The sequence below is a fragment of the Gordonia sp. NPDC003376 genome (assembly GCF_053589235.1).
Map to the genome: position 1 here is coordinate 325,213 of NZ_JBSFRM010000003.1, position 13,349 is coordinate 338,561.

14 protein-coding genes and 1 tRNA gene are annotated in these 13,349 nt (G+C 63.3%); 12 read left to right on the plus strand and 3 right to left on the minus strand.

Annotation, left to right across the window (positions count from 1 at the left end; translation table 11 throughout):
* Positions 1-12 precede the first annotated feature (12 nt).
* Positions 13-84, plus strand: a tRNA-Val gene (locus ACWDUA_RS05450).
* Positions 85-192: 108 nt separating this feature from the next.
* Here the strand turns inward: ACWDUA_RS05450 and ACWDUA_RS05455 are convergent.
* Positions 193-1,461 carry a tyrosine-type recombinase/integrase gene (locus ACWDUA_RS05455; RefSeq protein WP_449749980.1) on the minus strand — a complete coding sequence of 423 codons (1,269 nt, stop codon included), beginning with the start codon at positions 1,459-1,461 and terminating at the stop codon, positions 193-195.
* A 294-nt stretch (positions 1,462-1,755) separates the two neighbouring features.
* On the opposite strand from ACWDUA_RS05455, the gene ACWDUA_RS05460 reads away from it, so the two are divergent.
* From ACWDUA_RS05460 to ACWDUA_RS05495, 8 genes are all read left to right on the plus strand, one after another.
* A complete protein-coding gene (locus tag ACWDUA_RS05460) occupies positions 1,756-1,959 on the plus strand; it encodes a helix-turn-helix transcriptional regulator (RefSeq protein ID WP_449749981.1) in 204 nt (67 codons plus the stop codon).
* 73 nt (positions 1,960-2,032) lie between these two features.
* A complete protein-coding gene (locus ACWDUA_RS05465; protein WP_449749982.1) occupies positions 2,033-2,167 on the plus strand; it encodes a hypothetical protein in 135 nt (44 codons plus the stop codon).
* Positions 2,168-2,295: 128 nt separating this feature from the next.
* Complete coding sequence (locus ACWDUA_RS05470; protein ID WP_449749983.1) at positions 2,296-2,469, plus strand: hypothetical protein; 174 nt, start codon at positions 2,296-2,298, stop codon at positions 2,467-2,469.
* A 1-nt stretch (position 2,470) separates the two neighbouring features.
* Positions 2,471-3,313, plus strand: a complete 843-nt coding sequence (locus ACWDUA_RS05475) for a hypothetical protein (RefSeq protein WP_449749984.1) — start codon at positions 2,471-2,473, stop codon at positions 3,311-3,313.
* A gap of 95 nt (positions 3,314-3,408) precedes the next feature.
* On the plus strand, positions 3,409-3,618 hold the full coding sequence (locus tag ACWDUA_RS05480) for a hypothetical protein (RefSeq protein ID WP_449749985.1): 210 nt from the start codon (positions 3,409-3,411) through the stop codon (positions 3,616-3,618).
* Positions 3,619-3,983: 365 nt separating this feature from the next.
* Positions 3,984-6,821, plus strand: coding sequence for a bifunctional DNA primase/polymerase (locus ACWDUA_RS05485; RefSeq protein WP_449749986.1), 2,838 nt, complete (start codon positions 3,984-3,986; stop codon positions 6,819-6,821).
* 4 nt (positions 6,822-6,825) lie between these two features.
* Positions 6,826-7,203, plus strand: coding sequence for a hypothetical protein (locus ACWDUA_RS05490; protein ID WP_449749987.1), 378 nt, complete (start codon positions 6,826-6,828; stop codon positions 7,201-7,203).
* A gap of 1,386 nt (positions 7,204-8,589) precedes the next feature.
* The gene (locus ACWDUA_RS05495) at positions 8,590-9,579 is read left to right on the plus strand and encodes a hypothetical protein (protein ID WP_449749988.1); all 990 of its coding nucleotides are present in this window, start codon (positions 8,590-8,592) and stop codon (positions 9,577-9,579) included.
* Positions 9,580-9,766: 187 nt separating this feature from the next.
* On the opposite strand, the gene ACWDUA_RS05500 is transcribed toward ACWDUA_RS05495, so the two are convergent.
* The gene (locus ACWDUA_RS05500) at positions 9,767-10,390 is read right to left on the minus strand and encodes an RloB family protein (protein WP_449749989.1); all 624 of its coding nucleotides are present in this window, start codon (positions 10,388-10,390) and stop codon (positions 9,767-9,769) included.
* 5 nt (positions 10,391-10,395) lie between these two features.
* Entirely contained in the window at positions 10,396-11,697 is a 1,302-nt protein-coding gene (locus tag ACWDUA_RS05505; RefSeq protein WP_449749990.1) for an AAA family ATPase, read from the minus strand.
* Positions 11,698-11,913: 216 nt separating this feature from the next.
* Here ACWDUA_RS05505 and ACWDUA_RS05510 point away from each other — a divergent pair, with 216 nt between their 5' ends.
* From ACWDUA_RS05510 to ACWDUA_RS05520, 3 genes are read left to right on the plus strand one after another with little or no spacing between them, the layout of a single operon-like run.
* Positions 11,914-12,060 carry a hypothetical protein gene (locus ACWDUA_RS05510; RefSeq protein ID WP_449749991.1) on the plus strand — a complete coding sequence of 49 codons (147 nt, stop codon included), beginning with the start codon at positions 11,914-11,916 and terminating at the stop codon, positions 12,058-12,060.
* Entirely contained in the window at positions 12,057-12,524 is a 468-nt protein-coding gene (locus ACWDUA_RS05515; RefSeq protein ID WP_449749992.1) for a P27 family phage terminase small subunit, read from the plus strand. The genes ACWDUA_RS05510 and ACWDUA_RS05515 overlap by 4 nt, the downstream gene beginning before the upstream one ends.
* An 8-nt stretch (positions 12,525-12,532) precedes the next feature.
* On the plus strand, positions 12,533-12,928 hold the full coding sequence (locus tag ACWDUA_RS05520) for a hypothetical protein (RefSeq protein ID WP_449749993.1): 396 nt from the start codon (positions 12,533-12,535) through the stop codon (positions 12,926-12,928).
* Positions 12,929-13,349 lie beyond the last annotated feature (421 nt).

Here is a 13,349-nt window from a genome sequence, read left to right on the forward strand (position 1 = left end):
GACGTCCGCCCCGCGCGTATAGCTCAGCGGTAGAGCTCTGGTCTTACACACCAGCGGTCAGGGGTTCGAATCCCTTTGCGCGCACTGTATAGATGCAGTTCAGAGGACTAACGACCCGATTGTTTCGCGTTGCTCTAGTCCGCAGTCCGCAACCAGTCCGCAGTACAGAACACACCAGGCCGTTACCGGGCATTACTCGGCGCTTCCATTGCCGCCGATCGCCCGGTCGAGCAGCGCGAGCGAGCGGTCGGTTTCCGACGCGAACAAGTGCCCGTAGACGTCGGCGGTGAGCTTCAGCGAGTGATGCCCCATCCACTCTTGAACTTGCTTCGGCGGAACGCCCGACGTGAGCGTGATCGAGGCGAAGCTATGGCGCAGCGAGTGCAACGTCGCGTCACCGTCGATCTCGGCGAGATCCCGCGCAGGAGCAAACGCGCGCTTGCTGAAGTTGCCACGGCGCAGCGGCCCACCGATGGTTGTGGTGAACACGTAGTCACCGGGTTCACGGTCGGCGATCTGTGCCCGCAGCGGGGCGACCAAAGCCGCGGGCACAGGTACCTCGCGCGTCTTTCGATTCTTCGGCACGCCGACGACCACACGGCCTGATACTTCCGAGACCGCGGTGTCGACGACCAACCGCCGCCGGTCGAGGTCGACACGTGACACCCGCAACCCTGCAAGTTCGCCGAAGCGCAGACCGCACAGACCGAGCACGCGCAGCGCGAGCCCGTTATCGGACATCGGGACCTCGACGGCCGACCAGTCGGCGGGTGTCTCCGACGCCTTCCCCGCGGCGATACGCGAGCGGACGGTCGCGGCGAGGTAGTCCGCGGCGCGGCCCAACCGTTCGATCTCGGCGGGGTCGAGGAAGACCTTGTCGGTCGGCGTCATCGCCGGGAGCGGGACGTCGCTCGCCGGGTTCGAGCGCAACCGCTTCGACCGCACGGCAAGGCCGAGGATCTGATGCAGCACCGCATGACAGTGCCGGACGCTCGAAGCCGAGAGCTTCCGTTCCGATGTCTCGGCAGTGCCGTCAGTGAGCCCGCCAACCCACACGACGATCTCATCGTGGTCGACCTGCGCGAGCGGCACGTCGCCCCACCGTGGTTTCACGTGCTTGGTCCACACGTTCGAGTAGCTCGCCGCAGTCGCGGCCGTCTTCGCCTTGTTTCCCGCAAGCCATGTCTCGGCAACCTCGTCGACGGTGACCGCCGACTTCGACGGGTCGACCCACTCCCCGCGAGTGACGGCCGCGGATTGTTCGCGGAGCCATGCACCGCCTTGTTTCTGAGTCCGGAACGACTGCGTGTGTTCCTGGCCATCGGTGCCGACATATCGGGCCATCCATCGCAACCCGATACCGTGGCGAATCGTCGGGGTGCCGTCTTTGCGGGTCCACCGGTCCTCGACACGCGCCCCGGTTATGCGCTTGGTCGGGATGGATTCGGGAGTAATCGCCATGAGGCGACAGTAACTTAAGAGGTCTAGGAATGGAGTGTGATGCAAGTCACTATACTTTCCATAGTCGCAGTTCAGGACACATATGTCTCATTTGTTCGTGAACTCTGACACGTGAGACCACTATCCGCGAATGCGCAGACCAGGAGCAGGTTCCTTGTAAGGGTTGATCGACAACCCTTACGCCAGCCAATTTCGTTGTGAAACAGCGACTTTGGACAAAGTCACTGAGTCCGGTCCATGCTGTTTTCACGAGGTCAACCCCCGACCTCCGGAAACAAAAGGAGACCTCAACCCATGAGTGACAATTCCGAGCGGCTGAGCGTGAAGGAGGCCGCGGTGTATCTCGGTGTCAGCGCTCAGACGCTCTACAACCTGCGCAGCGCTGGCACCGGTCCCGCGTCGTACCTTCTCAGTAACCGGCTCAAATACGATCGGCGCGACCTCGACCTCTACGTCGCACAGCAGAAGGCCGCGTCGTTGGTTGGCGGTGCAGCGTGAGCGGCTTCGACGAGTTCGAGCGGTTCGAGGCTCTCGACGCACTGTTATCGACTGGGACGACGAGACGGCGACCGTGCGCGTCGGCTACGGGGATGGCGTGATCACCCTCGCCGCCGTCGAGGTCGCCCCGCTCGCCGCACAGCTTTACGGGCTGGCCCTGATGTGGGCCGACCACGCCCCGGAGAAAGAGCGTCAGAGTTTCTTTTAGGGCCTCGCCGACCTCATCCACACGTGTCGGGCCGCGTGGCACGAACGCGCTACCACCACCTAGCAGCAGTAAGACACCGACGCCCGTCGGTGACCGGGGAGGACCAACCCGACAAGGGGGTCCTAAAAATGCACAGCAACACCCTCGCACCGCCGCCCGGCGCGCGAGTCCAGGGAATCACCGCCCGCATCCGGCGCATGGTTCGCAACGGCGAACAGCCGTTCGAGAGCGACGTCAATCAGATGTGCCGGTGGGGATTCGACGTCGATCAGATCATCGCCGATGCACGCAAGGAGAACTGACATGACCGAAACGATTACGTTCGACGGGTTCGCCCGCGCCAACGAGGCGCGGCGTGCCGGTGTCTCGCAGCGCGAGGCCCAGGCCAGCGACGACTACATGCAGCGCACGGTCACCGCGACCCGCATCGCCACCGAGGCCGCCCACGCGAACCAGCCGAAGCGCCGCCCGCAGTTGTCGGCGAAGCTCTCCGGCCGCGCCGGTGAGCTTTGGACGCCGCATCACAGGCGCACCATGCGCGGTTTCCAGCGGGTCATGGGACGCCTCACCGTCGAGGAGATCACCGACCCGACTCCGCGCATCATCGCAAACTTGCGCGCCCAGGGTGAAGCCGGTGAAGCCCTCGACGACACACAGGTTGCCGCGATCGCCGACTATCACCGCCGTCGCCTCGACGAGGACGCAATGGCGATTGCGCGCCGGGAACTGCGCACCCAGGTCGCCGCCGATCTCACAGCCGACGTGCGCGACCTCGAAGACGACCTTCTGTCGGCCGTGCGTGCCGACCTCGAAGACCTCGCGAAGCTCGCCGAGCAGGTCGTCGAGGGTCTCGACGGAGTCGACTCGGCAGAGGCCGCGATCACCAGGGGTGACGCCGCGGTCAGCGCGTGGTCGACACGCGGGCTTGTCCGGGAGCGCGTGATCACCGTCGCGTGCAGCCTCCACTGGGTGCGCCGCGCCGTCAAACGGGGGTTCGCACCCGACACCACCGGTCGGCCGGACGCGTGGCCGCCGGGCACCGACGACGAACTCGTCTCGTCCGCGACGTGGTCGATCATCGACGCGACGCTTGACGACATGGGAGTCAGCGACGCCGCAATCGAGATCATGACGGGGGCAAAGTAATGGCGCACAAGGGTTTTGGGGAGTATCTACGGACTGAACAGACCGAGGCCGCCAAGCGGCGACACCCGTCCTACCGACGCGGATTTGGACAGCACGTGGACGGCTCTCGTGAGGCTTCGACGCTGAAGCGCTCGCAGCTTGCGCAGCAGCGTCGGGCGCGTATCCGCGCCGCGATCGCCGCCGGGTCGGCAACGTTCGGCTTTGACGGTAAGCCCATCGACCCGTTGGCCGACCAGCCCGACGAGATCGAGCAGGAGTGGACCGCCCAGTACGGCGACGGTGACAACGGCGGCGATGCCGCGTGATTAACCACCGGAGAACGGCAAGGTTCTACGACCCCGACGGGTTTTCAATGCCCGTCTGTCGCACCTGCTGGCGCTTTGGCGGTGTTCTCCGTCGCGGCGCGTGTTGGGTCGAACAGCGGCGCGACGGCAAGCGACTGGCTCACCAGAACGTCGCGTGCCGTTCGATCCGGCCGGGCTCGCGTGTCGAGCAGGACGTCGCCGTCGCCTACCTGAGGGAGCCTGTCACGGTTGACGTCAACCGCGTTGCGTAACAACTGAATAACTGTGCGGGTGGCACCGCGTAGACGACACAGAGACACTAACCGGGTCAGCCAAGGCGACCGGGGAAGACGGTTCGTGTCTCGCCACATCTGAATCGAGACACAGTGCAGCACTTCGACAAAACCCCCGCCGGTGAGGGCAGGGGTTCGGCCGGGCATGTTGTCGACGACACGTCGAGACACGCCGCCAATCTTAACAGCAGAGCGCGCGACGCCGCGAGTATCTACAACGACCGCGGGTGGTGCCCGCTGCCTCTTCCGGCGGGCCGCAAGTTTCCGCCGCCGGACTTCACCACAGGGAACTACAGCTACCCCTCCACAGCCGAACTCGGCGACATGTGGGACGGCGCCGACCCCGAGTCCAACACCGCGGGGCGGATGCCGACCTTCACCATCGACGGCAAGCAGTACGAGGTCATCGGCATCGACGTCGATCACTACGACGGCAAGACCGGTGCCGACACCCTGGCCGATCTCGTCGCCGAGCACGGCTCACTCCCGCGGACGTACCGCTCGACCTCGCGCTCGGTCGAGAATCCCTCCGGCATCCAGTTCTTCGTCGTCGAGGGCGGGCTGAAGTGGGTCGGAAAGCCTGGCCCGGACATCGAGATCATCCAGCGCACCCACCGTTATGCGGTGGCTTGGCCCTCGACCGTCTCCGGCAGGACCTACCGGTGGTACGACGCCGACGGCAACGAGTGCGACGTCCCCGACGTTCGCGATCTCCCGTTCCTGCCCGAGAGTTGGGTCGAGTTCCTGCGCAAGGGCACCACGGCCGAGTCCATTCCGATGCTCCGCGGTCTCGACGCCGACGACTCTCGCGCGTGGCTTGCCGAGCACATCGCGGGTTACGACGATGCCCCGACTCCGGTCGTCGCTGACGTGGTCACGGGTGCGATCGCCGCGTTCGGCGTTGGCGCTCATGACGCGATCGTCGAACCGGTCTGGCACCTGGTCACGCTCGCGGCCGAGGGACATCACGGTCTCGGCGAGGCTCTCCGCGCCATTCGTGACGGGTTCTACCGCGAAGTTCTCGGCGGTAACGGCACCGATGCGCGCCGCGATCTCGACACCGCCGAGCGGGAATGGGACCGCTCGCTGACCGGCGCCGTCGGCAGACTCCGCGGAGAGATCGACGCGGGCCTTCGATCACTCTCACACCTGGGTCTCGACGCCGGGTCCTTCGACGTCGACCTCGCACCGCTCACAGCGTGGCTCGACACCGCGCGCTACCGACGGGAGCACACGACCGTGACCACCCTCGACGCCGAGACCGGCGAAGACGTCGACACCGACGTGCCGTGTGTCGTCGCCAAGTCCGCGAACGATGCCGAAGCCGATCTCGCCGAGATCTTCGCCGACCACTACCGCGGTCGGTTGCGGTGGGTCGACGACCGCAAGTCATGGGCCCGCTACGACGACGAGACGCAGACGTGGCAGATCACCACCCGCGACGACCCCCGCGTGGTCGGTATGTGGCACACGCTGCGCGAAAGCGTCGGGCTTCAGTGTCTCGGTAGCGGTGGCGAGTTCGTCGCCGTGCCCGGTTCGCTGAGACTCGCCAAAGCCGTTGTCGAGACCGCGCGGGGTCTGCTACTGATCGACTCGACGGACTTCGACAACCTGCCCGCCGACGAATGGCCTTGTGCGAACGGCATTCTGAACAACCGCACCCACGAGCTACGGCCGTACACCCCCTCCGATCTGGTCACCGAACGGTTCGCGGTCGATTACAACCCCGACGCCGAAGCGCCCGAGATCTGGGAATGGATGGTTCACGCGTTCAGCCCGGCCGACGAGGACGGCGAACCCGATCTTGCCCAGGGGGCCGAACGCGCCCGTTTTGTTCTGCGCTGGCACGTCGCGGGTATGGTTCCTGAGCTCGCCGCCGAGGTACAGGAGTTTCTCAACCTCAACGGCCCCGGCGGGTCCGGAAAGAACACCTTCGGCGCTGACATGCCCCGCGCTGTCTTTGGTCGCTACGCCCGGCCGATGGACGGCGGCTACTTCCAGAAGCGCAACGCGTCTGGCAAGCACCGCGGCAACCTCGCTGACTCGGTCGCCGGTGCCCGGCTGGTCACCGTCGATGAGGCGATCGGCACCGCGTCAGCGATCGACGGCGACTTTCTCAAGAAGTTCACCGGGTCGGCGACGATGCACGTCGAGCGCAAGCACGGCACCCCCGGCGAGGCGCCGCGCCCGTTGGTCACCTTCCTGACCAACGACACCGACATGAACTTCGGCAAGCAGGACACCGGTATCCGGCGTCGCATGATCGCCGTCGCGCTCCCGTGGGGCAGTGATCACCGCCACGCCACCGGCCAAGTCGCCGACGCTAAGGGCAAGTTCCGACGGTTGTTCGAGAGCGAAGGTCCCGGCGTGCTGAACCTGTATCTCGACGCCCTCGCCGAAGTGCGAGCGAACTACGCCGAGGATGCCGACCCGCTGCGCGTCCCTGCGAGCGTGGCCGATGAGACCGCCGAGATCTGGCGGTCGTCATCGTTCGTGGGCCGCGGGTTGCAGCACTTCCGGCCGATCGGACCCGACGAGACCGACGCGCCGATTCTGTCGCTCAACGGCGTACACGCGTTCTTGTGGGACCTCGCCGAGGCCACCGAACCCGGCGGGGCTATCGGTGTCGGTCTGAAGGGACCCCGAGAACTGCGCGACCAGATCGCCGCGACGTTCGAGACCGCGCGGGTCGACAAGTCCGGTCAACGCGGCAAGATCCCCGGCGCTGGTGGTGTTCACACCCGCGTGCATCGCCTCACGGCCAACGAGAGCACCGGCGCCTACATCGTCGAGGAGGACGGCCAACCGCCGCGGGTGACCACCGACGAGGTCGACGAATGGCGCGCCGACCACCCGCGTAAAGCGAAGGTGAAGGTCGCCCGAACCCTGAAGATGAACCCCGAGATGCGCGAGTGCGCGGGAAGTGAGTAACCCCATGTCCTTCACTATTGACCGCGAGTCCGGCCTCGTCGTCGTCTATCTCGCAAGCGGCGTCAGCGACGAGACCCCGGTGATCGAACGGGCACCCGTCATCGGTTGGGCCTCGCAACGGCGCGGCGAGCACTTTGATTCTGCTGCCCCTGTCTACTACGACGAGGAAGAGGGTATAGCCCGAGCGGCACGGGGAGATGTCGAATACACGGTGTCGTCGTCCGGCAACGCGAATCACGCCGAGGCCGCATTGCGTGAACTGCATAGCCGAGTTCGCGCGAAGTACCTTCGGATCATGGACCGTTACGCGGACGGTGATTCGTTCTCACGGGAGGACGGATCGACGCTCGACGCGCTCGAAGAACGACTCAATCGCCACTAACGCCCTCGACAACCTCACGGCCCTTGCGCCTTCGGGTGTGAGGGCCGTTGTCGTAGGCAAGAGGTCGCCCCACGACGTCAGGATTGACGCTCAATCCTGACAGGTAGGGGTCGCTCTCGGCAGGGTCTCGGTATCACGTGACGTGATACCAGATAGGCCACGTGATACCGCACGTGATACCACCATATTCGCAGGCCAGGGGTCCTATTTGGGGTATGAGTATCACATGTATCACGTAGAAGTAGACAAAGATTCTATTGGCGGTGTGAGTGGTAGGTAGTGAGCATTTGAGGAACCTCTCAGGATCTACAGGGGTCTATATCCCTTGTAGGAAATCAATGTGAAATCTACGTGATACCGCGATACTCACAGGGTCGCAATAGCCCTGACCTGCACTGATAGGCCGAAATCTCGGTATCACGTAGCACCACCCCTACGTGATACCGGCCGAAAATGGGCCGATTTGGGGCTCTTCGGCGTAATCGCCAGGGGAGTCGCCTGCGCGCGCGTACGCGCGAGGGAGCCTCAACAGTCGGGTCGTTCGGTGTCGAGCGGCCGACGTGGCGGCAGCGGGGCAACCAGCGGCATGTACGGCACGGCGTGGCGGAGGTGGTGGAAGCATGATCAGCGCCGAGGACGCGCCGCCCACAGGTAGAGGGGGGTGGGGACCCCTCCCCGGTCGATCACGCAGCAGCCCGCCGCGTACTGTCCAACCGAACGGCCGGGCATAGACCGTACCCCCTAGGGGTACCTAATAACGTCTCGAACAGCGGGTTTGAGACAGCCGCAACCGGCCCTGAGCGATCCACAGCCAGGCCAATTCGGCACCGAACCACACCGCAAAACGACGGGATACGTTGCCGCGCAACGTATCTGACGATACCCGTGCCGAACCATCGCAGACAGACCGAACGCCCGAACGCGGCCAACCCCCACCGCGGGTGAGGGCAGCGCCAGAAACGCCCCAGAAGCCCGCAGACGGTTCGACCCCGCTAACACGGAGACCAGCAGCGGCCGAAAACCCGCCAGCGGGGCACACAGCGGGCGAAACGGACGGCCCGAGAGCCGACGATCGACGGTCAGCACGCCCCGTAACCCATGCGGCAAGCCAAGCGAGGGCCGGTGCCTAGTTTGGAAGACTAGGTTTCCCGCCACACCGGCCGCCGCGCCCATCGCCCAACGGGCGACGCCCAACGCGAACATCGCCAAGACGGCGAGGACACACGTAACGGACAGCGTGGGCAACGGGGACCTTCCGGCAGACCAGCGGGTGAGAGCTAGGCACAGAGCGTGCGGATTGACGTTAATCATGAACCGCGACAGCAATTTGCGCAATGGGCAGTAGAAGACGGTGAGGATGTCAGACGTCTACGAGACAATGCACGGATGATGCGGATCTATCTAGATCAGTCCGAGTGGATCGACCTCACCAAGCGTCGCGTGGGCAAGCCCGACGGCGCCCGGTACGCCGACGTTCTCGACCTCGCGAGGACTGCTGTAGACCGCGGGGAGGTGTCGTTCGTCTTATCGTGCGCGCATTACTACGAGACCCAACTCCGCGGGCGAGGTCGCAGTCGTAGCGAACTCGGCGAGACGATGGCCGAACTAACCAAGTTTCACGCAATCGCCCCTGTTCAGAAGATTGTGCCGGCCGAGATTCGGGAGTACCTCACCGGCGAGCCCCTGCGGTCACAGATCAACGTCTTCGGCGTCGGATTCAAGCACGCCTTCGGCACCGACATCGATCTAGTCGCAGGCTTCAAGGTAACGAATGAGGACACGTTGCCACCTGCGGTACGGGCAAAAGTCAAGGCGCGCATCCGAAACAAGGCCGAAGAGCTTATTCTTGCCGCCCCGGAAAACGCACCCGAAGCCGCGCGGAAGATGCTCGAAACCGCCTCGCAGATCCATACCAGCTCGCAAGCCTTCGTCGACGGACAAACCACCCTTGGCAGGGCCGTTGTCGAACAAAAACTGCGCGGCCGCCTCGACGACGTGGCGGTCATGTCAGAACTCGCAGACATTCTCGACCCACTGATGTCCGAGTGTGACCGCAGCGGAATTGACCCCAGGGATCTGATCGGCAGCAAGGAGGCGCAATACGATCTGCTGAGGGGCATCCCCAGCAGGTGGGTAATGAGCGAACTCCGGCGGGTTCGCCTACGCAACCCCCAACAGCCGTGGAAGCGAAACGACCTCAACGACTTACTGTTTTTGTCGATCGCAGTTCCCTATTGCGATGTCGTTGTGACCGAACGTCAGTGGGCCAGACACATCAACCAGTTAGGCCTGGCGGACCAACACGACACCACGGTCTTACACGATCTAACAGATTTGACCGAGGTACTCGTCGCCGCGTCCCGGACGGACGGATAGACGCTGTTCGTCCGTGACGACGCGAGCGCCGACGGCGGCCAGCGCGACAGCCAAACCAGGACCGGCACGACTAATTTGGAAGACTGGGTTTCCTGCCTCGCTCAGCTCTCCGCGGACGACGCCCGCCGCGCCCCGGAGCCGAGTACCAAAATTCCAACATCTCCGGACTACGACCACGATCGAAGCCCTATACCGCGCCGATCGCCCGGACAAACCGGTACATCGTCGACGATGGGTTGTTGCGAGGAAAATCCGTGCCGTTCTGTTCATGCATCCCATCGAGGCGTTCTGCACGCTTACATGCCTCCGCGAGAAACGGAATGTATTTATCCGGATCAATGTGTTTTCCGGAGCGCGAATCCAATGACCGACTTCTGCTTTCTGCAGCCTTGGAATCATTCCACTTTCTGCAGTCCTCTAGATGCAGAATTAGCCAGAGTTCAAAACAGGGATTTGAAACGGCGAGCCTTAGATCATTGTCCCTAGCCTTTTGAAGCGCATCTTTCAGTCGAGGGTGATTCTTTGGCCATTCAACATCAAAAATGCACCAAACTTCGTCGAGCTCCTCATCATTGCGCCTACGCTCAGCCGCGATATCAACGAGAGTCATCGGCACGCCATGCTCATCAGCAATAGCGATGTCGATTGCAGAGTTCTCCATGACCACGGGAAGCGACTTCAACCCCTTAATGTAGTCGGGCTCCGAGTTCTCACCCTCGCACAGCACGAGAATAGTTCGCCTTTCCCTGCGCTGTCCCACCCGCCTCTTCAGCGGCTTTGCACCACTTCTCTTACCCCTCGGCTGACCCATCGAGCCTATCCAATCAACCCGAGGGCCCGCAGAAAATCTGTTTGATCAATATCAGGCAAAGCCCCGAATCGGCCGTGAAGATAGGCAGACTCAAGATTACGGGAACGGCGTACGCGCTCCCCAGCGAAATCCGAGAGCGCACCTAGTCGAGTGCTTCCATCCTTGCGCTTCTCAGTTAACCAGACTTCATCCCTATTCAGATGATTGAGAAGACTTGTATCGTGTGAGCTGAAAATAATCTGAGAACCCAGCGGATTCGTTCCTGGGTCATGAAAGAGGCGAATCAACTGCGCGGACAAAGTAGGGTGAAGGCTTGCGTCGAGTTCGTCGAAAATTACTACCGAACCTGAGTTCAGAGCCCGTACAACGGGTCCAATTAGCCGAAACCACATCTGTGTTCCATCAGACTCATCATGAAAATCTAGATATTCACTAGAAGATCCGACACGATGCGCCAGTCGGACGCTTCGGCGGACCTCCCTTCTGTCGTTATTGGGACTGATTATTTCTTCATTTTCGACCAAAACATCATCGATTCCTAGGTCAGCAAGACGAAGCATTGCCAATGCCGCATCCCGACCATCTCCTAACCGGCCGCGGTTCGGATCTTCAAGGTCGTCAAATAGACTGAACTGTCGTTCATCGTCGAACAAGGACATTGTCTGATTGAGGCCGAAATACCGCCCGGGAACGCCAAAACGGCGTCGATATCGCGACGGATGCACGGAACCAAATGATCTCAGTTTTCCGATTTGCTCGGCAAAACGGCTAACTAGTGGCTCATCAAAACGTTTCGCAACCGCTAGGGCCACCGTCCTGTCGGTGAGTAGCTCGCGAGTCCCAGAAATTGTTCCGACACCACGCTGTAGTGTCAGGTTGAGCCCCTCGCGCTCAAATACTCTGCGCCGTTTCTTATTCGGATAGTGAAACAGTCCCTCGTACGATACGTGGGAACTAGATAGCTCCAGTATGTACTCGAACCTCACGCCGTCGACCATCATTTCGATCTCAAAGACGGAACTCGAATCCTGATGAGAACTGAAAGCAAACGGATCAATCGGAATCTCGTCGTCCCAGTAGCGCAGGGAGGTCGTGACGGCATCACGCAGCCAGGCCAGCGCCGCTAGAACGTTCGACTTACCCGAGGCGTTAGGACCGTAGATTGCCACGACAGGCAGCAAGCTGAGGCCCAACGCGTCTTGCCAGCGCGAAGCCGATCTGTCGTCATCGATCGCGACCAGAGATAGCTCGACCGGGTCGGCACCGCTGACCGATCGGAAGTTGGACACTTCAAAGCGGATGAGCATGCACACATGCTATACGCGGCTGGTGTGCGATAACCAGCCCGGTTTCGTCACTCACCTACGAAATTGAGTAGTTGACGACGCCCACGCAACCGGCTTATGCCCTAGTCCGATGCAGGAGGACTTGCGAGTTCGCCCGGTTGGCCGCCGTGCTGAGTTTTGACAATGCTGGTAGGCCGCGGCCCACACTGAGACATCGACCAGTGGAAGGGCACCAGCATGGCTATCGCAGCAGAGCACAAGAGCACCGCCGAGACGCTCGCAGCCGAGGCCGCGACCGACTTCGCGCGCACGAACACCACCGCCGCCCAGTTCAAAACGGCCCTCGCCCAGGTGCATGCAATGCTGGCGACGGTGACCGAATGACCACCCCCAAGCCTGCGAAGCGGACGCCGAAGGCCAAGCCCGCCGGTGTCGACATGTCGTCGCGGGCGTTGCGTCAGCACTATGTGGACGAGGCCGCCCGACTGAACCTCATTCTCGACCACGCCGACGAGGTACTGATCGAGAACGCGTGCGCCACCATCGACACCATTACCGCCCTTCAGCGGTCGATCGACACCGACGGTGCGGTGATCGTCTCTCCGACCGGTGGGGTGAAGAACAACCCGGCCACCACCGAGATCCGGCAACAGCGCCTCGCCCTGTCGAAGCTGCAAGCGTTGATCGCCCACAACTTCACCGTCGCCGCCAACGAGGGCCGGTTGACCTCGACGGGTGCCGTGCCCGGCTCGACCCGCGGCCCGTACATGGGCACCGCGGGAACCGCAGCGCCGCGCAAGCCGAGACGGCGTAACCAGCCGACCGCCCCGCGATCGGCGGCCCGGTAATAGCCCGGTTGGCCGGTGCCGGAGAGGTCGCAGGCAGCACCGGACGCCAGATCACACCTGCCGCAATCCCCGATCAATGCCGGGCCGACTACTGGCTCGACGAGATCGGCGACGAACAGGGCATGCCTCGACTGGACCGGGACGACGAATGTCTCGCCGCCTACGGCCACACCGGCGCCGAGATGCGCGCCGGGCACACCCTCAACCCGTTCGCCGACCCCCACGACCGGCCCTCCCCACTGACTGCCCAGATTCGGCACCCGTGGCCGCACTGGCGCAGCATGCTCGCCGCCCAGAGAGCGGGCGAAACGTTCGACCAGTGGTGCCGCGACCGGAGCTTGCTCGACGACAAGGGCCGACCCCCGCGGGAGTTTCTCGCCGCTCAACGACACGTCGTCCGGTGAGCGCAAGCCCGTGGGTGCTGCGCGTGCCCGAATACTGTCGGCGCGGTCACGAGTTGACGGCCCGCACAACGCATATAGGTCTCGCCGCGAGCGCCAACGGTAAGGCCTCGCAACCGGTTCGGTGGGAGTGTGTGCGGTGTCTTCGCGTGGACTGCTACCGCGCCCATCACGGCCGTGACACCACAGTCCCGGCCGGAGTGCTCGACGAGGGCCGGTTCGTTCGTCAGCCGATGAACGGTCGTCCCCAACCCGCGGACGCAGCGTGGCCGCGACACGGGTCCCAAGGTGGTTCGCCCGGCTGGTGGACACGGGTCGACTTCGCATGCGGGTGGGGACACTGCGACCCCGATCCCACGCCGGAGCTACGTGCCGAGCGCGAGTCGGCCGAGCACGCGCGAGTCACCGCCGAACTCGCTGAGCA

What these genes read in the sequence shown, in the direction of transcription:
- ACWDUA_RS05490 (WP_449749987.1), top strand. Translation starts at nt 6,826, where the DNA reads ATGTCCTTCACTATTGACCGCGAGTCCGGCCTCGTCGTCGTCTATCTC.
- ACWDUA_RS05515 (WP_449749992.1), top strand. Translation starts at nt 12,057, where the DNA reads ATGACCACCCCCAAGCCTGCGAAGCGGACGCCGAAGGCCAAGCCCGCC.
- ACWDUA_RS05475 (WP_449749984.1), top strand. Translation starts at nt 2,471, where the DNA reads ATGACCGAAACGATTACGTTCGACGGGTTCGCCCGCGCCAACGAGGCG.
- ACWDUA_RS05510 (WP_449749991.1), top strand. Translation starts at nt 11,914, where the DNA reads ATGGCTATCGCAGCAGAGCACAAGAGCACCGCCGAGACGCTCGCAGCC.
- ACWDUA_RS05460 (WP_449749981.1), top strand. Translation starts at nt 1,756, where the DNA reads ATGAGTGACAATTCCGAGCGGCTGAGCGTGAAGGAGGCCGCGGTGTAT.
- ACWDUA_RS05495 (WP_449749988.1), top strand. Translation starts at nt 8,590, where the DNA reads ATGATGCGGATCTATCTAGATCAGTCCGAGTGGATCGACCTCACCAAG.
- ACWDUA_RS05455 (WP_449749980.1), bottom strand. Translation starts at nt 1,461, where the DNA reads ATGGCGATTACTCCCGAATCCATCCCGACCAAGCGCATAACCGGGGCG.
- ACWDUA_RS05470 (WP_449749983.1), top strand. Translation starts at nt 2,296, where the DNA reads ATGCACAGCAACACCCTCGCACCGCCGCCCGGCGCGCGAGTCCAGGGA.
- ACWDUA_RS05505 (WP_449749990.1), bottom strand. Translation starts at nt 11,697, where the DNA reads ATGCTCATCCGCTTTGAAGTGTCCAACTTCCGATCGGTCAGCGGTGCC.
- ACWDUA_RS05500 (WP_449749989.1), bottom strand. Translation starts at nt 10,390, where the DNA reads ATGGGTCAGCCGAGGGGTAAGAGAAGTGGTGCAAAGCCGCTGAAGAGG.